Origin of the sequence: Haliea sp. E17 (assembly GCF_048323675.1) — a bacterium.
GTDB lineage: Bacteria > Pseudomonadota > Gammaproteobacteria > Pseudomonadales > Halieaceae > Mangrovimicrobium.
Map to the genome: position 1 here is coordinate 609,793 of NZ_JBLWFK010000004.1, position 25,034 is coordinate 634,826.

General features: G+C 61.7%; 16 protein-coding genes and 1 tRNA gene. 4 read left to right on the plus strand and 13 right to left on the minus strand.

The annotated features are described in order from the left end of the window. Positions 1–105: 105 nt before the first annotated feature. A complete protein-coding gene (locus ACNKU3_RS13355) occupies positions 106–2,277 on the plus strand; it encodes a TonB-dependent receptor (protein WP_418259974.1) in 2,172 nt (723 codons plus the stop codon). Positions 2,278–2,439: 162 nt separating this feature from the next. Here the strand turns inward: ACNKU3_RS13355 and ACNKU3_RS13360 are convergent, their stop codons facing one another. After that, positions 2,440–3,699: an MFS transporter gene (locus ACNKU3_RS13360; RefSeq protein ID WP_418259975.1), complete on the minus strand. Its 1,260-nt coding sequence runs from the start codon at positions 3,697–3,699 to the stop codon at positions 2,440–2,442. A 317-nt stretch (positions 3,700–4,016) separates the two neighbouring features. On the opposite strand from ACNKU3_RS13360, the gene ACNKU3_RS13365 reads away from it, so the two are divergent. The 3 genes from ACNKU3_RS13365 (at position 4,017) to ACNKU3_RS13375 (ending at position 8,472) form a co-directional block, all read left to right on the plus strand. After that, positions 4,017–4,535 carry a hypothetical protein gene (locus tag ACNKU3_RS13365; RefSeq protein ID WP_418259976.1) on the plus strand — a complete coding sequence of 173 codons (519 nt, stop codon included), beginning with the start codon at positions 4,017–4,019 and terminating at the stop codon, positions 4,533–4,535. 146 nt (positions 4,536–4,681) lie between these two features. Then, positions 4,682–6,559 (plus strand): oligoendopeptidase F, encoded by a 1,878-nt coding sequence (gene pepF / locus ACNKU3_RS13370; protein ID WP_418259977.1) that lies wholly within the window; start codon positions 4,682–4,684, stop codon positions 6,557–6,559. Between the two features lie 317 nt (positions 6,560–6,876). Continuing rightward, the gene (locus tag ACNKU3_RS13375) at positions 6,877–8,472 is read left to right on the plus strand and encodes a succinylglutamate desuccinylase (RefSeq protein WP_418259978.1); all 1,596 of its coding nucleotides are present in this window, start codon (positions 6,877–6,879) and stop codon (positions 8,470–8,472) included. Positions 8,473–8,549: 77 nt separating this feature from the next. Here ACNKU3_RS13375 and ACNKU3_RS13380 read toward each other — a convergent pair whose 3' ends face one another. From ACNKU3_RS13380 to ACNKU3_RS13435, 12 genes are all read right to left on the minus strand, one after another. Further along, entirely contained in the window at positions 8,550–9,263 is a 714-nt protein-coding gene (locus ACNKU3_RS13380) for a dienelactone hydrolase family protein (RefSeq protein WP_418259979.1), read from the minus strand. Between the two features lie 94 nt (positions 9,264–9,357). Continuing rightward, positions 9,358–10,134, minus strand: a complete 777-nt coding sequence (locus tag ACNKU3_RS13385) for a glucose 1-dehydrogenase (RefSeq protein ID WP_418259980.1) — start codon at positions 10,132–10,134, stop codon at positions 9,358–9,360. Positions 10,135–10,354: 220 nt separating this feature from the next. Further along, positions 10,355–11,989: a cytochrome c peroxidase gene (locus ACNKU3_RS13390; RefSeq protein ID WP_418259981.1), complete on the minus strand. Its 1,635-nt coding sequence runs from the start codon at positions 11,987–11,989 to the stop codon at positions 10,355–10,357. Positions 11,990–12,558: 569 nt separating this feature from the next. Next, positions 12,559–16,776 (minus strand): DNA-directed RNA polymerase subunit beta', encoded by a 4,218-nt coding sequence (gene rpoC, locus ACNKU3_RS13395; RefSeq protein ID WP_418259982.1) that lies wholly within the window; start codon positions 16,774–16,776, stop codon positions 12,559–12,561. Between the two features lie 34 nt (positions 16,777–16,810). Further along, a complete protein-coding gene (gene rpoB / locus ACNKU3_RS13400) occupies positions 16,811–20,884 on the minus strand; it encodes a DNA-directed RNA polymerase subunit beta (protein WP_418259983.1) in 4,074 nt (1,357 codons plus the stop codon). 261 nt (positions 20,885–21,145) lie between these two features. Next, entirely contained in the window at positions 21,146–21,526 is a 381-nt protein-coding gene (gene rplL, locus ACNKU3_RS13405; protein ID WP_418259984.1) for a 50S ribosomal protein L7/L12, read from the minus strand. Between the two features lie 46 nt (positions 21,527–21,572). Beyond that, positions 21,573–22,103 carry a 50S ribosomal protein L10 gene (rplJ, locus tag ACNKU3_RS13410; protein WP_418259986.1) on the minus strand — a complete coding sequence of 177 codons (531 nt, stop codon included), beginning with the start codon at positions 22,101–22,103 and terminating at the stop codon, positions 21,573–21,575. A 355-nt stretch (positions 22,104–22,458) separates the two neighbouring features. Next, positions 22,459–23,154: a 50S ribosomal protein L1 gene (gene rplA, locus ACNKU3_RS13415; RefSeq protein WP_418259987.1), complete on the minus strand. Its 696-nt coding sequence runs from the start codon at positions 23,152–23,154 to the stop codon at positions 22,459–22,461. 1 nt (position 23,155) lies between these two features. Further along, the gene (rplK, locus tag ACNKU3_RS13420; RefSeq protein ID WP_418259988.1) at positions 23,156–23,590 is read right to left on the minus strand and encodes a 50S ribosomal protein L11; all 435 of its coding nucleotides are present in this window, start codon (positions 23,588–23,590) and stop codon (positions 23,156–23,158) included. A 134-nt stretch (positions 23,591–23,724) separates the two neighbouring features. Next, positions 23,725–24,258 carry a transcription termination/antitermination protein NusG gene (gene nusG / locus ACNKU3_RS13425; RefSeq protein ID WP_418259989.1) on the minus strand — a complete coding sequence of 178 codons (534 nt, stop codon included), beginning with the start codon at positions 24,256–24,258 and terminating at the stop codon, positions 23,725–23,727. A gap of 24 nt (positions 24,259–24,282) precedes the next feature. Further along, on the minus strand, positions 24,283–24,645 hold the full coding sequence (gene secE, locus ACNKU3_RS13430; RefSeq protein ID WP_418259990.1) for a preprotein translocase subunit SecE: 363 nt from the start codon (positions 24,643–24,645) through the stop codon (positions 24,283–24,285). 100 nt (positions 24,646–24,745) lie between these two features. Continuing rightward, positions 24,746–24,821: transfer RNA gene (locus ACNKU3_RS13435), tRNA-Trp, on the minus strand. Positions 24,822–25,034 lie beyond the last annotated feature (213 nt).

Below are 25,034 nucleotides of genomic sequence, written 5' to 3' on the forward strand. Positions count from 1 at the left end.
GTAATTATCTTTATCGCACTCACCCCCCGACTTGTCCCGGGCTTGATGCGATATCTCCTGGGCCAGCCGGTGGAACCATGCTCGCCACTCTCACAGGAGATAACAATGAATAACCGTATCATGCAACGCGCAGTACTCCTCGCCATCGCCGGCGCCGGCTGTGTGCCGGCAATTGCCCAGCAAACCGCCGAAACTACCCAACCCACCCTTGAGATCGTCGAGGTCATCGCCCAGCGCAGCCGGGAGCGGCTGGTAGACGTGCCGATTTCTATCACCGCGCTGAATGACGACCAGTTGCAGCGCTCGGGCATCGAATCCACCCGCGACCTCGGCCGCCTTACCCCCGGGCTGGAGCTGACCTTCAACGGCGGCTACCTGCAACCGGCCATCCGCGGCGTCACCTCCGCCGGTTCCGACGCCGGTGACAGCTCCAATGTGGCCATGTACCTCGACGGGGTCTACATGGCCTCCCAGGCGTCCCAGTTGATGGACCTGCCGGACGCCCAGCAGATCGAAATCCTCAAGGGCCCCCAGGGCACCCTGTACGGCCAGAACGCCACCGGCGGTGCCATTATCATCACCACCCGCGCACCCAATACCGAGGAATTGGAGGGCCGCATCAGCGCCAGCTACGGCGACTACGACGATGCGGAAATCAAGGGGTATATCAGCGGTCCCCTCGCGGATATGGTCGCCGGCAGCCTGGCCTTCGCCTACCGGGAGCGGGACGGCTACCGCGACCAGATTGTCTTTGGCGGCAGCGACAAGGGGCTCGATTCGCAGATGCTGCGCGGCAAGCTGCTGTACCAGCCGAACGACTCCATGGACTTCACCCTGAGCGGCTTCTGGTCCGACCGCGAGGACAGCAGCCTGTATGCCGGCCAGGCCTGGGAGCGCAACTCCGTGGGCTACCTGTTCTACCCGGGCGCCCCCTTCCCCGACGCCAAGGAAACTGCCTACAGCTTTACCACCGACAGCGATTTTGAAGCCTGGGGCGCCAGCCTGCTGGCCAACTTCGAGTTGCCCTTTGGCACCCTGACCTCCACCACCGCCTACGTGGATACGGAGGTGAAGCAGTGGGCGGACGTCGACTACAGCCCGGCCAACTACGCTGACGTTTCGGTCAACCAGTTCCAGGACAACTGGGTGCAGGAGTTCAACTTCGTCTCGGAGCAGTTCGGCAAGTGGCGTTTCAGCGGCGGCCTGTTCTACCTCAATGGCACCGACAGCTTCGACCCGAACATCTTCCGCCTGCAGTCCCCGCCGACCCTGGCGCCGGTACCCGAGGGCCCGACCGTGTACACCTCGATTTCCATCGGCCACATCGAGAAGGAAATCATGGCGATCTACGCCGAGGCCAACTACGACATTACCGAGGCACTGGCGCTGACCGTCGGCGGCCGCTACAGCGAGGAGGACCAGGACACCTGGTCCAACGGCGGCGGCCCGGGTATCGAGGAACTCCCCTCGCCCTACAACACCGAGAGCTTCAGCCAGTTCACCCCGCGGGTCACCCTGCGCTACGCGCTGTCCGACAACTCCAACGTCTACCTGAGCTACGGCGAGGGCTTCAAGAGCGGCCTGCTGAGCATCGCGGCCTACGACAGCCCGCCGGTCAAGCCGGAGAAACTCGACGCCTGGGAAATCGGCTACAAGGGCTATCCCACTGAGAGCCTCTCGCTCAGCGCGGCGGCCTACTACTACGACTACAGCGACCTGCAGGTAGCGCGCTATATCGCCCCGGACTACATCTACCAGAACGCCGCCTCGGCGGAAATCCACGGTGCCGAGGTCAACGCCGGACTGGAAATCACCGAGAACCTGGTACTCTCCGCCGGTATCTCCTGGCTCGACGCCGAGTACACCGACTTCCCCGAGGCCGGCATCTTCGCGCCCTCCCCGACCGGCGGCAATATCAACGTCAACATCGACGCCAGCGGCGAGGCGATGATCCGCGCACCGGACTGGACCGGCTTCATCAACGCCAACTACACCAGGGACACCGCCATCGGCCAGTTCGGCGCCTTCGCCTCCTGGTACTACAACGACGGCTTCAACTTCGAGGTATCGGGCCGCATCCATCAGGAGTCCTACAGCCTGCTGGACGGCGAACTCTCCTACACCCCGGCCGCCGCACCGCGCCTGAAACTGGCCCTGTGGGGCCGCAACCTGACCGACGAGGACTACCTGCAGAGCCTGCTGCAGACCGCACTCGCCGACGGCGTCAGTTACGGCGCACCGCGCACCTACGGGGTCCGGCTGGAGTTCACTCTCTGACGTTGAACTGAACGCCATTCCACCCGGTATGCGCCAGTACTGGTCCATGCCGGGTGGCTTGTTCTCTGGATCCATACGGACCCGGTGACGGAGGTGACAACTCGCGGGGCGGTGCACTGAATCCGAGACTCAAGCCCAGGCCCGCAAAACAAGCTGCACCGATTAGCGTGCTACCACCGAACCCGCCTCGAGTTCCGCCGCATCCGGCGTGGACCCCAGGCTGAACAGGGCCACTGCGCTCACGGCCATCAGCCCCATGGTCAGGTAGAGGAAACTCGCATAACCACCGTAGAGGTCGTAGGCCACCCCTGCACCCAGCGGACCGAAAGCCACCCCCAGCGACAGCGCCATGACCATGGCCCCGTAGAGCGCGCCGAAGTTGCGCAGGCCGAAGTACCTGGCCGCCAGGTAGGCGATCACATCGACCTCCGAACCGAGGGTCAGGCCGAAAATTGCCGCCGCCACCGCCTGGCTCAGTGGGTTGGACCCGTCCAGCAACAGCAACATGCAGGCGATAATGGGAATGATAAACGCGACACCACCCACCAGGTGACCGGGCAGGCGATCGAGCAGGAAACCGGTGCCGAGGCGGCCGATCACCGAAAAGACACCCACCAGGGAGGCGACCCCCGCCGCCGCCAGTGGCTCGGCGCCGGCATCGGTGAGAATCGGCACGAAGTGCACCACAATGCCGATGGCCGTGAAGGAAAAGAAGCCGCCGGCCATGACCAGTTTGTAGAGCGCCGGGGAGCGCAGGCCCTGGCCGAGGCTGACCCCGCTGAGGGCTTTCACTGTATGAGTCACCGGCGTCTGCGGGTTGCCGAGCCTGTCGTTGGCGCCGCGGAAACTGATGAATAGAACCGGAAACACCAGCGCGATCCACACCCCCGCCATCAGCGTGAAGGCCTCGCGCCAGCCGGTCTGGGCGATCAGCCAGGTGGCGAGAACGGGAAAAATGGTTGCGCTGAGGGAGGCGCCGGACAGGGTAATGGCCAGGGCCAGGCCGCGGGAATGCTCGAAACGGCTGGTCACCGCGCTGGTCCAGACGGTGGCCTGCACGAACAGGGTGGACACCGCGAGCAGGCCCCACAGCATGACCCAGTTGGTCTCGGTGCCCGTCGCGGAACCCAGCAGGGCGACGCACGCCGCCATCATCAGCGCGCCGAAAAGGCCCACCCGGCGCGGCCCGATGCGATCCACCAGCATACCGATGGGGATGCAGAAAATGGCGCTGAAAAATGCGGCGATGGTAATGCCCGAGGACACCCGCGCCCGGGACCAGCCGAACTCCTGTGAAATCGGTTCGATAAACGGTCCCATGGCGTAGACGTACATGACGGCCGTGGCATAGCCCAGTCCGGCGGCAAATGGCAGCGGCCAGAATTTGCGCCACTCGGCCAGGGCGGTTGCGGATAACAGCATTCTTTTTCTCCTGTCGTGCTTTTGTCGTTCGGCAAGGGTAGCGGGCGTTATTATTCCCAACATGGCGGTATTTGATAAGCCATACAGGCCCGACGTTCGCCCCCGGCACGGACAAGCGACCACATCGACCTGACGCACCCCGACCCGGCTCCCCTCAACCCCGCGGACTCCGGCCCGTTGACGGTTTGGCCAGCAAATCTGGCCGGATTGGTAATTGCCGGAAAAGACCCGCCCGGCGAAGCTGTCTCTCGCCCCCGCACGGAAATCCGCCGCCCCGGGACAGGCGCCCAATAATTACAATCGACGGGAGAACCCCCATGGCATCAGGCTTCCCCAGCAGGTCCCGCCTGGTTTTCGGCATCTACCTGCTGGCACTCATCATCGCGCTGGAACTGGTATTACACCACTACCAGCTGCCGGCGTGGCCAGTATTCCTGGTGATGATTTTCTTTTTCGAGACGCACATGAACCCCGGGCGCGCGCCGCACCTCCTGCTGGGCGGATTGGCGGGCATCTGCTGTTTCGTACTGACGGTGTATTTTGTCGACCTGGCGGGCACGGCCCTCGGGGCGTGGCCGGCAAAGCTGCTGTTTGTCTGCCTTGTGGTGTACGCCATAGTCGCGCTGGGCGAAGTCTGGCCGATGCTGTTCAACAACTACGCGTTCATGTTCTACCTGGTCAGCGGGCTCGCGGCCCGCGATACCGCGCTCGCGCCTGCGCCCCTCGTCTGGATGGGGCTGGTTATCGGCGGAGGGGCGATCGTTATCGCCGCTGTCCTGTTGATCGGGCAATTGATGTCAAAGTCTGCCGCGAAAACAAAGGCCACGGGGCAGTAAACCCCACCCGGGGCATACCCGGACAGCCGGCCCTCGCCAGGCCCGTGCGCATCGGGCCTGATTTCACCGGCTGATTGATGAAACACCGGAGTTATTCGTCTTAAGCGACGTATACCGCCAGTGAATCAATCAACCTGGGAGAATTCATGCCTTTTATGCCCGCCCTCAAGCACCTTGTGCTGGCTGTCAGCCTCGCCGCAGCAGCCGCCACAGCCACCGCCCAACCCCGTGAACGCAGTGAAATTCCCGACCAGTACAAGTGGGACCTCTCCTCGATGTACGCCTCTGCCCAGGCCTGGGAGGCGGACGCAAAGCGCCTGCAAGCCCTGATGCCGAAGATCAAGACCCACCAGGGCCACCTCGGCGATAGCGGCGCCGCACTGCTGGCGGCGATCCAGCAATACGAGGAACTCAACCTGCTGATGGAGCGCCTGTACGTCTATGCGGGAATGAAGTCCTTCGAGGACATGCGCATTGGCGACAACAGTGCCCGCTACTCCCGCGCCCAGGCGCTGGAGGCCGAGCTGAACACCCTCACCGCCTTCATGTCACCGGAGCTGCTTGCAATCCCCGAAACCGAGTTGAACCGGATGGTCGCAAGCACTCCCGGCCTGCAGGTCTATCGCCACTTCCTCGACGAGCAGGTGCGTATGCGCCCCTACACCCTGTCCGAGAAAGAGGAATCCCTGCTGGCCATGGCCTCCGACCCCCTCGGCAAGTTCAGCAGCGGCTTCTCCGCGCTGGAAAACGCGGACATGGTATTCGGCAAGGTCAGGACCCCCGATGGCACCACTGTCGAACTGACCAAGGGGCTCTACGGTTCGGCGCTGTACAGTGACGACCGCGCCTACCGGGAGGCGGCCTGGAAGGGTCTCTTCAGCACCTACGAGCAGTTCGGCAACACCCTGGCCGCCAACTATGAGGGCCACGTCAAGGGCCGCATTTTTGCCGCCAGGGCCCGCGGCTTCGATTCGGCCCTGCAGGCGGCCACCTACACCAACGGCATCCCGCAGGAAGTCTATTTCAACGTGGTAAAAGTGGCCCGCGAGGGCGCTCCCCAGCTCCAGCGCTTCCTCGAACTGCGCCGCAAGGAACTCGGCGTCGAGCAACTGCAGGTCTGGGACATGTACGCACCGACCATCGAGAACGCCTACGGCGAGATCGACTTCGAGGAGGCCAAGAACATCGTCGCGGAGGGCCTCAAGCCACTGGGCGAGGATTACATCGCGCTGTACTGGAAGGGCTTCGACGAGGGCTGGGTAGACGCCTTCGAAAGCGCCGGCAAACGCGGCGGGGCCTACTCCTGGGGCATGTACGACTCCAAGCCCTACCTGTCGATGAACTACCAGGGCAACCTCAACGACGTGTCGACCCTGGCCCATGAGTACGGCCATTCCCTGCACTCCTACATGGCGCGCCAGGCACAGCCCTACCTGTACGCCGACTACCGCACATTCATCGCGGAAATCGCCTCCATGACCAACGAGGCGATCCTGTTCCAGAGCATGCTGGCACACGCCGAGACCCCGCAGGCCCGCGCCTACCTGCTGCAGCAGTACCTCGACGAGTTCCGCGGCGGCTTCTTCCGCCAGGCCTCCTTCGCGGACTTCGAGATGCAGGCCCACGCCATGGCGGAGCGCGGCGACGCCCTGACCAAGGACTCGCTGAACCAGCTCTACGCGGATGTCTTCAATGCCTACTACGGTGACGCGGTGGTCGTCGACCCCCTCAATGCCAGCGAGTGGAGCCGTATCCCCCACTTCATGCGCACCGACAACTTCTACGTCTACCAGTACGCCACCTCCTTTGTCGCCGCCAACGCGCTGGCCAGGGCGATCCTCGAGGAGGGCGAGCCGGCACGGGAGCGCTTCCTGGAGATGCTCCGCTCGGGCAGCAGCGACTACCCGATCGAGTTGCTGAAGAAAGCCGGGGTTGATATGACCTCCCCCGAGCCGATCTACGCTGCCCTGGGTGTATTTGAGGACCTGGTCGACCAGCTGGAAGCCACCCTCGAGCAGATTTGAGCCCCAAACCGCCCGGACCGGCCTGCGGTCCGGGCGGTTTTGCTTTACAGAACTTTACGCGACTTTCTCCACACCCCCCGGTTTCGGGGATTCACCCCTTCAGCTGAATACGGTAGTCTGGAACCTGGCGGCAATGCCGTTGTGGCAGGCCGCAGCAGGTATATGGCAAAACGACGGGGCAAGCTGTAATGGGTAGTGCTCGGCTGGGCATGGCGGTATTTCTGGCGGTTTCGGCCTGCCTGCAGGCAGCGGAACCCCCACTGCAACCCGCCGAAATGCCCGCGCAATCCCCTGTCGACCCCAATTCTCCAGCAGTTATGGCAGCAGCGCCCCACCGCGCGACCAGTATCAAGCTCGACCAGCCCGTTGTAACCGCTGAGCCCGAGCCAGGGGCTGACCCGGAAGTGGTACCGGCGGACGCGGACAGCCCCAGTCCAGCGCCAGCCAGGGCGCCATCGGTGGAGCTCGACAAGCCGGTCATCGCCGAACCCTCTCCCGAGACCACCCCCGAGCCAGCTGCCCCGGTACAGGCCGCCACGGAGCAGGCCGCCCCCGAAGAAGCTGGCCCGGAAACGGCGTCCCCGGACCCCGCCGCTCCTGAACAGCCAGCCCCTGAACAACCAGCCCCTGCCACGGCGGACCCGGCGCTGGCGACCGCAGCGCAGGCGCCCGACCCCCAGGACCCCCTCACGGTAGTGGCAGTCGAGGAAGCCCCGGCGGACACTGCCGAAGAACCCGCACCCGCGGAGGAGCCCCAGGCCACAGAGGATCCGGCGCTGCTGATACTCGGCACCGAAGTTCCCCGGTCCACGGCCACGCGGCTGTCCTGGTCGCCCAGCCAGTCCCTGGACGGCATTGCCACACCCACGCCGGTACTCATCGTCAACGGGGCTGAGCCGGGACCCGTGCTGTGCCTCACCGGGGCCATTCACGGCGACGAACTCAACGGCATCGAGATCGTCCGCCGCGCCCTCTACAATCTCGATCCGGAATCCCTCAGCGGCACGGTCATTGGCGTGCCCATCGTCAACCTGCAGGGTTTTCACCGCAGCTCGCGCTATCTCGCCGACCGCCGCGACCTGAACCGCTATTTCCCGGGTTATCCCGAGGGCAGCTCGGCGTCGCGTATCGCCTACTCCTTCTTCGAGGAGGTGATCCGCCACTGCGACGCGCTGGTGGACCTGCACACCGGCTCCTTCCACCGCACCAACATGCCCCAGCTGCGCGGCGACCTGCGCGACCCCAGGGTGCGCGAACTGACCGAGGGTTTCGGCAATACCGTGGTCCTGCAAAGCCGCGGCGCGTCCGGCACCCTGCGCCGGGCGGCGGTCAATGCCGGCATTCCCGCGGTAACCCTCGAGGCGGGCGGTTCCATGCGCCTGCAGCAGAGCGCGGTGAACCACGGCGTCAACGGTATCACCACGCTGATGAACAAGTTGGGGATGATCAAGCGCTTCAAGCTGTGGGGCGACCCGGAGCCCATCTACCACCGCTCGCTCTGGGTGCGCGCGGAACAGGGCGGCATCCTGCTGGGCCACGCCAGACTGGGGGACAACGTCAGCGAGGGCGACCTGCTGGGCAGCGTCACCGACCCCATTACCAATATCAGCACCAACATTTTCGCACCCCGTGACGCGCGGGTGATCGGCATGGCGGTCAACCAGGTGGTGCTGCCGGGCTACGCGGCGTTCCACCTCGCCTTTGCCACGCCCAAGGCGGAGGTCGAGAAAATGGCCGAGGATCCCCTGCAGTTTATCGAACCGGCCGGCCAGCGGGTGGGCGAAGCGGCCGTACCGGTGGCCGAAACGACCCCCAGCGAGTTCCCCGAACCCAGCCTGGATGAAGACCCCGACGCACCGCAAAGCACAGAAGAGCCGATGATTGCGGCGGACCTCGACGATTACGACGAGTGAGCGGTTTTCCCGGGTAGTCCATCCTGCCGGTCGGCGCCTGGCAGCTTCCTGTGGGCGACCGCTGACCAGGCAGATATCTACCCTCCCGCGAGGTGCTCGCGGAAAAACGCGCTGATCCGGCCCCGCGCATCGGCGGCATCGCGTGCGTTGAATTTTAGCGCCAGGAGTTTGCCGAGAATCCTCGGCACCAGCGTGTGGTGGTCGTCCATGAACGAGTGATAGGCCTCCGGGTACTCCTTCACATCGTGGGGTACCTGGTTGAGGGTCAGCGCCTGCTCGATCTTGTCCGCCGCGCCGGCGAGGTTCTTGTCCTTTCCTGCGTAACTGGCGATCACCGGGCAGGCATCCCGGAAAATTTCCTCGAGGTCGCCCTTGGGCAGCATCCCGTAGTTGGGGGCCGAGGCCTGGAAATCGTGGCCCGAGGCCAGCATGATGCAGAAGCCGCCGCCCATGCAAAAGCCGATCACGCCGATATTGCCACTGCAGTCATCCCGCGCCGCCAGCCACTGGCGCACCGCGTCGATATCGTCGAAGGCCGGGCCTGAGCCGTTCATCATGTCGGTCATGGTGGCTTTCACGCACTTCAGGGTCCCGCCCCAGGAATAGAGGTCCGGCACCACCGCGACGAAGCCCTCGCTGGCCAGCCAGTCGGCGTGGCCCCTGGCCACCGGCGTCAGCCCGAAGACGTCGTGGATGACCACCACGCCCGGGAATGGCCCCGCGCCGGCGGGCACGGCGAGGTAACCGTCCAGCTGGTGGTGGGGTGTTGGCAAGGTCACGTTATTGCTCATGCGGTGGTCTCTCCCTGGAGTTTGTTATTGTCGACAGCTCTAACTGTAGCCGCTTCGCGCCCCGGCACAAGACCGCGCCCGCCGGGCGACGACTTCAGCAGCTACCCGCCAGCAACCCGCCGTCGATATGGAATTCCGCGCCGGTGATATAGCTGGATTCATCGGATGCCAGCATCACCGCGACCGGGGCGACTTCCGCGGGCGTGCCAAAGCGGCGCATCGGGGTACCCGCCACAAAAGCGTCCATATGGGCCTCCCGTTCCGCGCCACTCCCCAGCACCGGTTCCCACAGCGGGGTCATGATCGACCCGGGGTGAATCGAGTTGCAGCGGATATCCAGCTTTTTTGATGCGCAGTACAGCGCAACGCTCTTGGTGTGGTTGCGCACCGCCGCCTTCGAGGAGGCGTAGGCAGCCGCGCCGGGCACCCCGATCATGCCCGCGCGCGAGGACATGTTGATAATCGAGCCCCGCCCGGACCGGCGCATCGCCCGGATCGCGTACTTGCAACCGAGAAAAGTGCCGTCGAGGTTGATCCGGTGCACCGCGCGCCAGTCCTCGAGGTCGGCGTTTTCCGGGTCCTGGGGCGCACTGCCATCACCCACGCCAATAACACCGGCGTTGTTCACCAGGATGTCCAGGCTGCCAGCAGTTTCCAGTACCTCGTCGATGACCTGCGACCAGTTGGCCTCGTCCACCACATCCAGGTAATGCCAGTCCCCGCCGATCTCCGCGGCCAGTTGGCGTCCCGGCTCCGCCGCCACGTCAGTGACGATGACGTGGGCTCCTTCGCGGGCAAATGCCCTGCAGATCTCCTCGCCGAGGCCACTGGCGGCGCCGGTCACCAGCGCGGTCTTGCTCTTTAATCGCATACCTGTTTATCCGCTTATTGTATTGGCCCGCCATCTTATACCGATCCAAAGAAAAAAGGCCCACCCCGCCAGGGTGGGCCTATAGTCAGCGATACGGGCAGCAGGTCGGTAACCTGCTCACTCTCTCCGGTCAAACTGTGCAAGCGCGGTGACGCACAACCCCTTCAGTGTCGTCATCTACGCCACTCACCGTCGCTTGCTCTACCCACAATTTTCTACCCTAAGGAGCTTCGGCGATGTGCGTATCCGTCAGCGCACGGATATAGGCCGCAAGGGCGGCTTCCTCCTCGGGGTACAGATCCAGGATACCAACTCCTGCAAAAGTTCCCGGATTCGGAAATTCAGGCTCGGGCCAACAAACATTTGCCATCGCCTCCGCCTCGGTGGCGTCAATAATTTCAGGCACTACGTCTTCGCAAGCTGGCTTGAGATCCCGGGTACCGTAGAAATTGATAATCCCTTCCAGGCTTTTGAAGTAACCGTTATGAGCAAAAGCCTTGACGAACCCCGCGTCGTGCAGATTGTCACCCTTACCCACTTCCCGCATGGTCGGTGTTCTGAAGCGACCGGGCACGGTCAGCCTGTCGTTGGGGCGGTCTGAACGGAATGACACATGATCGAATATGCCAGTCACCTCTCCCTTGAGTGTGTTCGGGATTTGGCGATTAAAGGGTATGCCGATAATGTGATAGGCTTGGTCAGCGTAACCCTGTCGCGGCTCGGTACCGTCATCAAGGCCGGGGTTATCGCTGTGACATTCAGAGCACTGGGCATTGGTACCTACTCCATCGTAACTTGCGGGTCCGCCACCCAATGGCCCAGATGAATTGCCACGAAGGGGCCCCGGGTTGCCATCGTTAAGGTCATCTGCAGCCGTCGCGACACCGTAAAACAGGTCATGACCGCGGTTTATCTTACGAATTTGTTCATCGGGCAAGCCGAGCCCCACAAACGCGAGAGGAAATTGACCCCATGTAGTGACGTCTGGTTTAGCTTCGGCGAGATCAAGGCAGTCCTGCGCCGAGGCGTATTCGGAAAAGCCTGCATCGCCGCCACAATCCAGCTCTTTATATAAGGCCAGATCGCGAAGAGAACTGAACGCATTGACATCAGGCGATCCCTGATACGCCGACAGTGAGAGCGCGATGCGCTTGAAGGCGACCCTGAAAGCGGGGTTGTCTTCGGGTTCTTCCTCGCAGTTAATTCGTTCTCCAAAAGCCTGCCGGTACAAACGCTTGTACTTTGCAGTCTTGACCTGCTGACATACTTTCTTCTCACCCGCATTTTGCTCGATACCAAATTGCGCAGGGTTTAGCGCCTGATCTGTAAGCGGCCCAAGGAAGTCCGAGTATTCTGCGAGGTAGATGCCATCCAACTGCAACTCCTCCCAGGAAACAGACTCACTGACGGCTCTATCCCCCTCGGGGTAAGTGCCAAAGGGTTCGGTCCCCTCGGCGCGGCCGTCCCAGAACAAGCCACTGCACCAGCGACCACCGCCGGGATTCCCAATATTGCAAGGCTGGAAATGGCGCACAAAACTCGCGTAAGCTACCGTAGGAGGCTTTATCTTGCCCCGCGCGTGCGGCAAGGCCCCCGGGTTCCCCACCGGACCAAGGTTGACGGCGGCGTCAGGGAAAGTCCAGCCTCGCTCAGGAGCGTGACAGGACACGCAGCCCTGTTTGTTGCCCGGCGTGGACAGCGACTCGTCAAAAAATACTTCTTTACCCAGATCAGCCAGTATCTGTTGCTGGGGGGTATACACCAGAGGCTGGGCATTGCTCCCGGCAGCCAAAAAACCCAGCGCGGCACCGAGCACCAACATATTTTGAGTGCAAGCTTTCAATTTTATCTTCACAACAGTTCCTCCCTTGAACGACACACGAACACCCTTTCTCGAGCATGAAGCGAATAAACCATACTGGGAGGGCCGGAACCCTGCCCCACTATCCAATATCCAATCGTGCCCTCGTTGCGAATTACCCGGGTTGATGGATATACGATCAATTCACGCGCAAAGTAAGTCGAAAAGACTTTTCAGTAAGGAGCAACAGGACCCCCACGACCGGGGGTTGAGAAGTGAATTTCGTCTTCCTGACGCGCTTACCTCATAGAATCGCAAGCACACCCAGAAGACGAGCTCCGTATCACTCAAAAATTATAATTACAAGAATTTACTTGAGATTTGACGAATAATAGTAGTCGAGCTTGGCCAATTATCCATGTAATTTTCAGGGATAATGCGTGCTTTTTGTGACACGCATCACACTTCTTACCCATCGAACCTGAAATAGCTTTTGACTGATGTTGAACCCTGTACCTAGCCCAAAGAGGATATTGGCTTTCGCGGGCCTACAAAAAAGGGCCCACCCTGGCGGGTGAGCCCTTGTCTTTTCGCAGTCTGTCGACGTTGCGACAGGCCTCCGATCAGTCGTCGGCCTGCAGGGCCTCGGACAGTGCCGCTTCGATCTCCTGCGCCGACACGGAGGACTCGGACGCGCTTTCACGCTTGCGCTTGCGCTCGTCGTGATAGGCAAGGCCGGTACCGGCGGGGATCAGGCGACCCACAACGACGTTTTCCTTCAGGCCGCGCAGGAAGTCGCGCTTGCCGGTCACCGCCGCTTCGGTCAGTACGCGGGTGGTCTCCTGGAAGGAGGCCGCGGAGATGAAGCTCTCGGTTGCCAGCGAGGCCTTGGTGATACCCAGCAGCTCACGCTCGGAGTTGGCGGGGACCATGCCCTCGGCCAGCAGGCGCTCGTTCTCCTCGAGGAAGGTGGTGAATTCCACCTGCTCGCCCTTGATCAGGGTGGAGTCGCCGCTGGAGGTGATGATCACCTTGCGCAGCATCTGGCGGACGATAACCTCGATGTGCTTGTCGTTGATCTTCACACCCTGCAGGCGGTAAACCTCCTGGATCTCGTTGACGATGTACTTCGCCAGCTCCTCGATGCCTTTCAGGCGCAGGATATCGTGCGGGTTCGGCGGTCCCTCGGAGACAACTTCACCACGCTCAACGAATTCACCTTCGAACACCGACATGCTGCGCCACTTGGGAATCAGCACTTCATAGGTATCGGATCCGTCCGGCAGGGTCTGCCCGTCGGTCGGGGTGATCACCAGGCGGCGCTTGCCCTTGGTCTCGCGACCGAAGGACACGGTACCGGAGATCTCCGCCAGGATGGCGGGTTCCTTCGGCTTGCGCGCCTCGAACAGGTCGGCAACGCGCGGCAGACCACCGGTGATGTCGCGGGTCTTGGAGCCTTCCTGCGGGATACGCGCGATGACGTCGCCCACACCGATTTTCGCGCCGTCTTCCAGGCCCACCAGAGCGTGGGGCGGCAGGAAGTAGTGTGCCGGCACGTTGGTGTTCGGCAGGAACAGTTCCTCGCCCTTCTCGTCCACCAGGGTCAGGGCCGGACGGATGTCCTTGCCCGCCGCGGGACGCTCACCGGCTTCCATCACGGAGATGCTGGACAGGCCGGTCAGTTCGTCGGTCTGGCGCTTGATGGTGATACCTTCTTCCATCCCGCTGAACTTGGCGAAACCCGCCACCTCGGTGACGATCGGGTGCGTGTGCGGGTCCCAGTTGGCAACGATGGCACCGGCGGTGATCTTCTCGTTGTCCTTGACCTTCAGCACGGCACCGTAGGGCAGCTTGTAGCGCTCGCGCTCGCGACCCAGGCCGTCGAGCACCGACAGTTCACCGGAGCGGCTTACCGCCACCAGGTTGCCGTCGTTGTTCTCGACCGTCTTCAGGTTGTGAATACGCACGGTACCATCGTTCATCACCTGGATGTTGTCCTGGGCAGTCTGCCGGGACGCCGCACCACCGATGTGGAAGGTCCGCATGGTCAGCTGGGTACCGGGTTCACCGATCGACTGCGCCGCAACCACACCGATCGCCTCGCCGATATTGACGCGGTGACCGCGGGCCAGGTCGCGACCGTAGCAGTAGGAGCAGATGCCGTGGCGGGTTTCACAGGTGATCGGCGAGCGCACTTCGATCTCGTCGATACCCATTTCTTCCAGCCGCTTGATCCACAGCTCGTCGAGCATGGTGCCGGCGGTGATGGCGATTTCGTCATCGGAGCCAGGCTTCATCACGTCGCGGGCGACGATACGACCGAGCACCCGGTCACCCAGGGATTCGATGATGTCGCCGCCGTCGATAACCGGGGTCATCAGCAGGCCGGCGTCGGTGCCGCAGTCTTCCTCGGTCACGACCAGGTCCTGGGCCACGTCGACCAGGCGACGGGTCAGGTAACCGGAGTTCGCGGTTTTCAGTGCGGTATCCGCCAGGCCCTTACGGGCACCGTGGGTGGAGATGAAGTACTGCAGTACGTTCAGGCCCTCACGGAAGTTGGCCACAATCGGGGTTTCGATGATCGAGCCGTCCGGCTTGGCCATCAGGCCGCGCATACCCGCCAGCTGGCGGATCTGGGCCGGTGAACCCCGCGCGCCGGAGTCGGCGTACATGTAGACGGAGTTGAAGGAGGGCTGCTCCTCTTCCTCGCCTTCGCGGTTGATCACCGTCTCTTTCGACAGACCTTCCATCATGGACTTGGAAACCAGGTCGTTGGCGCGGGACCAGATGTCGATCACCTTGTTGTACTTCTCGCCGTGGGTCACCAGGCCGGAAGCGAACTGCTCCTCGATCTCCAGTACCTCGGCTTCGGCGTGATCGATGATCTCGGCCTTGGCGTCCGGAATCTCGAAATCGTTAACGCCAATGGATGAACCGGAGCGGGTGGAGTACTCGTAGCCGGTGTACATCAGGCGGTCGGCGAAGATAACAGTCGCCTTCAGGCCGACAGCGCGGTAGCACTGGTTGATGATGCGCGAGATCGCTTTCTTGGCCATGTTCTGGTTGACCATGTCGAAGCCGATCCCGGTGGGCACAATCTCCCACAGCAGGGCGCGGCCGACAGTGGTGTCGGCGATGAAGGTGCGCTCGATCGGGTCACCCTCGTCCTGCACCACGGTCTCGGTGATACGCACTTTCACCCGGGCCTGCAGGTGGGCGTGACCGGCCGAGTAGGCGCGGTGCACCTCGGAGACGTTGGCAAATGCCATGCCCTCGCCCTTGGCGTTAACCCGCTCGCGGGTCATGTAGTACAGACCCAGTACCACGTCCTGGGACGGCACGATGATCGGCTCGCCGTTGGCGGGCGACAGGATGTTGTTGGTGGACATCATCAGCGCGCGCGCTTCCAGCTGGGCTTCCAGGGTCAGCGGTACGTGTACCGCCATCTGGTCGCCGTCGAAGTCCGCGTTGTAGGCGGCACACACCAGCGGGTGCAGCTGGATGGCCTTACCCTCAATCAGTACCGGTTCGAAGGCCTGGATACCGAGGCGGTGCAGGGTCGGCGCGCGGTTCAGCAGTACCGGGTGCTCGCGGATAACCTCGGCGAGGATGTCCCACACTTCCGGCGGCTCGCGCTCGACCATTTTCTTGGCGGCCTTGATGGTGGTCGCCAGGCCACGGGCTTCCAGCTTGCCGAAGATGAAGGGCTTGAACAGCTCCAGCGCCATCTTCTTGGGCAGGCCGCACTGGTGCAGGCGCAGGGTCGGGCCCACCACGATCACGGAACGACCGGAGTAGTCGACGCGCTTGCCCAGCAGGTTCTGGCGGAAGCGGCCCTGCTTGCCCTTGATCATGTCGGCCAGGGATTTCAGCGGGCGCTTGTTGGAGCCGGTGATGGCGCGGCCGCGGCGACCGTTGTCGAGCAGCGCGTCCACGGATTCCTGCAGCATGCGCTTCTCGTTGCGCACGATAATGTCCGGCGCATTGAGGTCAAGCAGACGCTTCAGGCGGTTGTTACGGTTGATCACCCGGCGGTACAGGTCGTTCAGGTCGGAGGTCGCAAAGCGGCCGCCGTCCAGCGGTACCAGCGGACGCAGGTCCGGCGGCAGTACCGGCAGGGCGTTCATGACCATCCACTCGGGCTTGTTGCCGGAGCTGGCGAAGGCTTCCATCAGCTTCAGGCGCTTGGACAGCTTCTTGATCTTGGTCTCGGAGTTGGTGGACGGAATCTCTTCCCGCAGGCGGGCGATTTCCTGTTCCAGGTCCAGCTGCTTCATCAGGTCCTGGACAGCTTCGGCGCCCATCTTGGCGGCGAATTCGTCACCGAACTCTTCCATCGCCTCGTAGTACTCTTCATCGGAGAGCAGCTGGCCGAGTTCCAGGGTGGTCATACCGGGATCGGTCACCACGTAGGATTCGAAATACAGCACCCGCTCGATATCGCGCAGGGTCATGTCCAGCAGCAGGCCGATACGGGACGGCAGCGATTTCAGGAACCAGATGTGGGCGACCGGCGAGGCCAGTTCGATGTGGCCCATGCGCTCGCGGCGCACTTTGGCCAGCGCCACTTCCACGCCGCACTTCTCGCAGATCACGCCGCGGTGCTTGAGGCGCTTGTACTTGCCGCACAGGCACTCGTAGTCCTTCACCGGGCCAAAGATCTTGGCGCAGAACAGGCCGTCCCGCTCCGGTTTGAAGGTGCGGTAGTTGATGGTCTCGGGCTTTTTCACTTCGCCGAATGACCAGGAGCGGATCATCTCCGGCGACGCCAGGCCGATACGGATAGCGTCGAACTCTTCCGTCTGGCCCTGGGCTTTAAGCAGATTCAATAAGTCTTTCAAGGTCTTTCCTCCGCGAGGTTATGTCGTCGGTCAATTACTCGTTCTCAAGCTCGATATCGATACCGAGAGAACGGATTTCCTTGACCAACACATTGAAGGACTCGGGCATGCCCGGCTCCATACGATGGTCGCCATCGACAATGTTCTTGTACATCTTGGTCCGGCCGGTCACGTCGTCGGATTTCACCGTCAGCATTTCCTGCAGGGTGTAGGCCGCGCCGTAGGCTTCCAGCGCCCATACTTCCATCTCACCGAAGCGCTGGCCACCGAACTGCGCCTTACCACCCAGCGGCTGCTGGGTAACCAGGCTGTAGGAACCGGTGGAACGGGCGTGCATCTTGTCATCCACCAGGTGGTTCAGCTTCAGCATGTACATGTAGCCGACCGTCACCTTGCGATCGAAGGCGTCGCCAGTGCGGCCGTCGAACAGGGTGAACTGTCCGCTTTCCGGCATGTCAGCCAGCGCCAGCAGTTCCTTGATGGACTCTTCCGCGGCACCGTCGAAGACCGGCGTCGCCATCGGCACGCCACCGACGAGGTTGCTGGCGAGTTCCAGGATCTCCGCATCGGACAGGGACTTGAGGTCTTCCTCGCGGCCCGCGCCGTTGTTGTAGATAGCCTCGAGGAACTTGCGCACCTCGGCCACCTTGCGCTGCTCGCGGATCATCTGGTCGATTTTCACGCCCAGGCCCTTGGCGGCCATGCCCAGGTGGGTTTCCAGGATCTGGCCCACGTTCATCCGCGAGGGTACACCCAGCGGGTTCAGTACGATGTCGACGGGCTCGCCGTTTTCGTCGTAGGGCATGTCCTCGACCGGCATGATCACGGAGATCACACCCTTGTTACCGTGGCGGCCGGCCATCTTGTCACCGGGCTGGATGCGGCGCTTGATCGCCAGGTACACCTTGACGATTTTCAGCACGCCGGGGGCCAGGTCGTCGCCGGACTGCAGCTTGCGCTTCTTGTCCTCGAAACGCTCTTCCAGCAGCTTGTTCTGCTCCTCGAGCTGGCGCTTGGCGGAGGCCAGGGCCTCGTTCAGGTCGGCGTTGTCGAGCTTCAGCTTGAACCACTGCTCGCGTTCCAGTTCCGCCAGCACCTTGTCGTTCAGCGCGGTGCCCTTGGACAGGCCGGCACCGCTGACCGTCTTGGCGCCGTTGATCAGGTTGGCCAGGCGGGCGAAGGTCGCCTCTTCGAAGATACGGTACTCTTCTTTCAGGTCCTTGCGGAACTCGTCCAACTGGTGCTTTTCGATCTGCAGGGCGCGCGGGTCTTTTTCCAGGCCGTCGCGGGTGAACACCTGCACGTCGATGACGGTACCCTTGGTGCTGGAAGGCACGCGCAGGGAGGTGTCCTTAACGTCGGAGGCCTTCTCACCGAAGATCGCACGCAGCAGTTTCTCTTCCGGGGTCAGCTGGGTTTCGCCCTTCGGCGTCACCTTGCCTACCAGGATGTCACCAGCGTCCACTTCAGCGCCGATGTAGACAATGCCGGACTCGTCCAGTTTGGACAGCGCGCTCTCACCGACGTTGGGAATATCCGCGGAGATTTCCTCCGGCCCCAGCTTGGTGTCGCGGGCGATACAGGTCAGTTCCTGGATATGGATGGTGGTGAAACGGTCTTCCTTCACCACTTTCTCGGACACCAGGATGGAGTCCTCGAAGTTGTAGCCATTCCAGGGCATGAACGCGATGCGCATGTTCTGGCCCAGGGCCAGTTCACCCATGTCTACCGAGGGACCGTCGGCGAGGATGTCGCCGCGGTCTACAGCGTCGCCCTGCTTGACTATCGGGCGCTGGTTGATACAGGTGTTCTGGTTGGAGCGGGTGTACTTGGTCAGGTTGTAGATGTCGACCGGCGCTTCGTCCACACCGACGTCGGCATCGTTGACCCGTACCACGATGCGGCTCGCATCCACGGAGTCGATCACCCCGGCGCGACGCGCGACCACGCAGACGCCGGAATCAGAGGCCACGTAGCGCTCCATACCGGTGCCCACCAGCGGCTTGTCGCTCTTCAGTGTCGGTACCGCCTGGCGCTGCATGTTCGAGCCCATCAACGCGCGGTTCGCGTCGTCGTGCTCGAGGAAGGGAATCAGCGCGGCTGCCACGGAGACCACCTGTTTGGGCGATACGTCCATGTAACCGATGTCTTCCGGCGGCTTGACCGTGAATTCGTTCATGTAGCGAACGTTGACGATTTCGTCGGTGAAGCGGTTGTTCTTGTCCAGCGACGCGGAGGCCTGTGCAATCACGTGTTCCGCTTCGTTAATGGCGGAGAGGAACTCGATCTCGTCAGTTACCTGGCCGTCCACCACCTTGCGGTAGGGGCTCTCCAGGAAGCCGTAGTCGTTGGTGCGGGCGTAGGTCGCCAGCGAGTTGATCAGGCCGATGTTCGGACCTTCAGGGGTTTCGATCGGGCACACGCGACCGTAGTGGGTCGGGTGTACGTCGCGCACCTCGAAGCCCGCGCGTTCGCGGGTCAGGCCGCCCGGGCCAAGCGCGGAAACGCGGCGCTTGTGGGTCACCTCTGAAAGGGGGTTGTTCTGGTCCATGAACTGGGACAACTGGCTGGAACCGAAGAACTCTTTTACCGCGGCAGACACCGGCTTGGCGTTGATCAGGTCCTGGGGCATCAGGCCCTCGGACTCGGCCATCGACAGGCGCTCCTTCACGGCGCGCTCGACGCGTACCAGGCCCACGCGGAACTGGTTCTCTGCCATCTCCCCGACGGAACGCACGCGGCGGTTACCCAGGTGGTCGATGTCGTCGACCATGCCCTTACCGTTACGGATGCCGACCAGGGTCTTCAGTACGTCGACGATGTCTTCCTTGTCCAGTACGCCGCTGCCGATCACTTCCTCGCGACCCAGGCGGCGGTTGAACTTCATGCGGCCGACGGCAGACAGGTCGTAGCGATCCGCGGAGAAGAACAGGTTCTGGAACAGGTTTTCCGCAGACTCCTTGGTCGGCGGTTCGCCGGGGCGCATCATGCGGTAGATTTCCACCAGCGCTTCGAGTTCGTTGCGGGTGGTGTCCAGGCGCAGGGTATCGGAGACGAACGGACCGCAGTCCAGTTCATTGGTGTACAGGGTCTCGATACGGGTGATGCCCGCAGCCACCATCTTCTCGATGATGTCCTCGGTCAGTTCGGTGTTGCACTCGACCAGGACTTCGCCGGTTTTCTCGTCGACGATGTTCTTGGCCAGGGCGCGACCGTGCAGGTAATCCCGGGGGATTTCCATTTCGGTGATGTTGGCTTTTTCCAGCTCGCGGATGTGGCGGGCGGTGATCCGGCGGCCCTGCTCTACCACGACTTTCTTGCCGGCCTTGATTTCAAAGGTGGCCACGTCCCCGCGCAGGCGCTCGGGAATCAGGGTCATCATGAAATTGCCGTCGTCATTGAGATTGAACTCGTTGACGTCGTAGAACATGTCGAGGACTTCCTCGGTCTGGTAACCCAGCGCGCGCAGCAGCACGGTCGCCGGCAGCTTGCGGCGACGGTCGATACGCACGTAGACCAGGTCCTTCGGGTCGAACTCGAAGTCCAGCCAGGAGCCACGGTAGGGAATCACCCGGGCGGAGTACAGCAGTTTGCCGGAGGAGTGGGTCTTGCCCTTGTCGTGGTCGAAGAACACACCCGGGGAGCGGTGCAGCTGGGAGACGATCACCCGCTCGGTACCGTTGATGATGAAGGTGCCGTTCTCGGTCATCAGGGGGATTTCCCCCATGTAGACTTCCTGCTCCTTGATGTCCTTGATGGTCTTGCTGGAGGAGTCCTTGTCGTAAATGATCAGGCGCACCTTCACCCGCAGCGAGCAGGAGTAGGTCACACCGCGCAACTGGCACTCGCCCACGTCGAAGACCGGGGTGCCAAGCGCGTAATCCACGTACTCCAGCGCCGCGTTGCCGCTGTAGCTGACAATCGGGAATACAGACTTGAATGCCGCGTGCAGGCCATAGTCACCGCGCTCGGCGGCAGGCACGCCCTGCTGCGTGAACTTGCGATAGGAATCCAGTTGGATTGCCAGCAGGTAAGGCACATCCATAACCTTCGGCAGGGTGCCGAAATCCTTACGAATGCGTTTCTTTTCAGTGTACGAGTATGCCATCGGTACTCCCCAGCGATTTAAGCCATCCGCCACATCGGGCGGCTCAACAGCCCTGGCGGGCTGCAGTAAAGGTCTGGCGACCTTTTCGATTAAAGGGTGGATTTAAGGGGTCAGAGCCCTTTTCCAGGAAAAAGGGCTCTGACCCCTTAAATCCCCTCGATTCCTTTAATCGAATGTTGCATCCATGAAGCGGGAAAAGGCCGGTGGGCTTGCGCGCCACCAGCCTCGTCCAAAACTCGAAAAATACGAGCGGTGTCCAGCTTACTTGAGCTCGACAGTGCCGCCAGCTTCTTCCAGCTTCTTCTTGATTTCTTCGGCTTCGTCCTTGGAAGCGCCTTCCTTGACAGAGGAAGGAGCGCCGTCGACCAGGCCTTTGGCTTCTTTCAGGCCCAGGCCGGTGACTTCGCGGACAACCTTGATGACGTTTACTTTCTTCTCACCAGCGGAAGTCAGAACCACGTCGAAATCAGTTTTCTCTTCGGCAGCAGCGCCGGCGTCAGCGCCAGCAGCGGCCGGTGCAACTGCAACAGCAGCAGCAGCGGTTACGCCGAATTTTTCTTCCATTGCTTCGATGAGCTCTACGATATCCATCACGCTCATTTCAGCGATTGCATTCAGAATGTCGTCTTTGGACAGTGCCATGACTGTTTTCTCCTATCTAGCTGATTAAAAATCCTGTGACGAGGGCTTACGCCGCCGCCTCTTTCTGATCGCGTACTGCAGCGAGTGTGCGAACCAGTTTTCCAGGTACTTCGTTCATTGTCTGGACCAGCTTGGTTGCCGGCGCTTTCATGACACTCATCAACATCGAGATTGCCTGATCGCGCGTCGGCAGCTTAGCCAGCACATCCAATTGATCCGCACCCAGCATCTGGCCGCCTACCGCCAATGCTTTTACTTCAAAGGCGCCGTTTTCTTTGGCGAAGTCCTTGAAGAGTCGTGCTGCCGCACCCGGATCTTCCATGGAAAATCCGAACAGGGACGGGCCGACGATGGCGTCGTTGACGCACTCGTATTCCGTTCCTGTCAGCGCGCGCCTGGCCAGGGTGTTCCGTACGACACGGAGCACAATCTGGTTTTCGCGAGCATTCTTGCGCAGAGCAGTCATACCATCCACCGTTACACCGCGGGCATCCGCGATAACGAGGGACAGGGCACTGGTGGCAGTCTCGTTAACTTCAGCTACGATCGCTTTCTTGTCTTCGAGTCCAATTGCCACTGGCATTACTCCTGGATTGCTAACGTAAGCAGTCGCAAAACTATGCGACCACCGATTTACTGGTGAACACGTTCACCATCTGCGTAGGCTGGGGCGCGCCTTGCGGATTGCCCGGATTAAGCCCCCGTCTGCCTACCGCCCGACAGGGACACCTACGGTCTTTGATGGCCTTAAGCTCTCAGCTAAATGGGCTACAGCCCTGCTTCGTCCTAAAGACCTCAAAGTGGACCGGTTGAAACCTGTGGGCTTCTCCCGGACCGACTACTTCACCATCCCTGGCAAAGTATCGAGGGGGTACACCTTTTGGGAGCACCCCGACAATGCATGCGGCCCTGCCGGGCCGCGGCGACCGGACTCAGACGTCGATGGACGACTGGTCGATGGTCACGCCCGGGCCCATGGTGGTGCTCAGGCTGATTTTTCTCAGGTAGACACCCTTGGCAGAAGACGGCTTGGCCTTTTTCAGGTCAGACAGCACAGCCTCGAGGTTGCCGCGCAGGGCGTCCAGTTCGAAGCTGACCTTGCCGATACCACCGTGGATGATGCCGTTCTTGTCGGTGCGGTAGCGCATCTGACCAGCCTTGGCATTCTTGACGGCAGTTTCCACGTCGGGGGTCACGGTGCCGGTTTTCGGGTTCGGCATCAGGCCGCGGGGACCCAGCACCTGGCCGAGTTGGCCGACAACACGCATGGCGTCGGGGGAAGCGACAACCACGTCAAAATCCATCATGCCGCCCTTGATCTGCTCGGCGAGGTCTTCCATGCCGACGAAATCAGCGCCGGCAGCCTTGGCCAGCTCGGCAGCTTCGCCCTGGGTGAAAACTGCGACGCGAACCTCGGAACCGGTGCCGTGGGGCAGGGTGGTCGCACCGCGCACTGCCTGGTCGGATTTGCGCGCGTCGACACCGAGGTTGACCGCAACTTCAACAGTCTCGTTGAATTTCGCGGTGGCAAATTCTTTCAGCAGGCTCACGGCCTCTTCCAGCGGATAGGCTTTGCGCGGATCCACTTTTTCCTTGAATGCGCGTACGCGCTTGGACAACTTGGCCATCTTAGTTCACCCCCTCGACTTCGATGCCGGCGCTACGGGCGCTGCCAGCAATTGTACGCACAGCCGCATCCATATCCGCAGCGGTGAGGTCAGGCCACTTCTGGGTAGCCACTTCCTCGAGCTGGGCGCGGGTTACCTTGGCCACCTTGTTGGTGTTCGGGGTGGCGGAGCCTTTCTTGATCTTCGCGATCTTGCGCAGCAGAACTGCGGCCGGCGGCGTCTTCTTGATAAAGGTGAAGGAACGGTCGCTGTAGACGGTGATCACCACCGGAATCGGCAGACCCGGCTCCAGGCCCTGGGTGTCGGCGTTGAACGCCTTGCAGAATTCCATGATGTTCACGCCGTGCTGACCCAGCGCCGGGCCCACGGGCGGGCTCGGGTTGGCCTGGCCGGCGGCAACCTGCAGCTTGATATAAGCTTCGACTTTCTTAGCCATTGCTAGTCTCCCGGGTTCAAACGCCTGTTCAGCCTCGCGGCCTACTGGAGCTCCCCACTGTTGGTTTAAAAAGGGGTCAGAGCCCTTTTTAGGGAATTGCTATAAAAAGGGCCCTGACCCCTCTTTTACAAACCTCAGGCCTTTTCGACCTGGCTGAACTCGAGCTCCACCGGAGTGGAACGCCCGAAAATCAGCACCGCCACGTTGAGGCGGTTCTTTTCGTAGTTGACCTCTTCCACGACACCGTTGAAGTCGTTGAAAGGCCCATCGATAACCCGCACCATCTCGCCCGGCTCGAACAGCGTCTTCGGACGCGGCGCCTCGGCACCGGTTTCCACGCGCTTGAGGATGGCATTGGCTTCGGCTTCGGTAATCGGCGCCGGCGCATCGGCCTTGCCGCCGATAAAGCCCATCACCCGGGGCGTTTCCTTCACCAGGTGCCAGGTGTCGTCGTTGAGCTCCATCTGCACCAGCACGTAGCCAGGGAAAAACTTGCGCTCGCTGCGACGCTTCTGGCCGCCGCGCATCTCAACCACTTCCTCGGTCGGCACCAGCACTTCGCCGAACAGGTCCTGCATGTTGTGCAGCTCAATGCGCTCTTTCAGGGAAGAAGCGACCTTCTTTTCATACCCTGAGTAGGCGTGAACCACATACCAGCGCTTAGCCATTGACCAATCCTTCCCTTCTCGACCTTATCCGATGACCTGTGAAGCGGCCCATCCGAGCAGGGTATCCAGACCCCACAGGAACAGCGCCACCAGCACAACGAAAGCCACCACCATCAAGGTGGTTTGCACGGCTTCCTGGCGGGTAGGCCAGACTACTTTGCGTATTTCAGTACGCGCGCCCTTGACCAGCGACCAGAAAGCGGCGCCTTTCGCAGTTTTCAGGGCAACCAGCGCAGCAATAACCCCGAGCACGACAATGCCGAGCACGCGATAGAGCATCGACTGGTCCGCGTAAAAGCTGTTGCCCAGAACCGCGACTGCGATCAGGGCAACGACGACCAGCCACTTGAGCCCATCGAAGCGGCTGCCCGTGGTTTCTGCACTCATCTATATCCAATCCTTACTGAAGGGTCCCGCTCGCCGTGCGGCAAAAACCCTTCGTATTCGTTCAGTTAGCGGCATATGCTGCGCCGCTCCTGCCATAAAATGGCAGGCCAGGAGGGAATCGAACCCCCAACCTGCGGTTTTGGAGACCGCTGCTCTGCCAATTGAGCTACTGGCCTGTTATCTCTACTTAGACGACGAAGCCGAACTGCTGATTCAGCGGTTCGGCTTGGCCTGGTCGGGGTCAACTCCGGTCGGGGTCAGAGTCGCGACTCTGACCCCATTCCGTGTGACTCCGACCGGGGTCAGAGTCTTTGACTCTGACCCCATTCATCAATTACTCGATGATTTTAGCGACGACGCCAGCACCAACGGTACGGCCACCTTCGCGG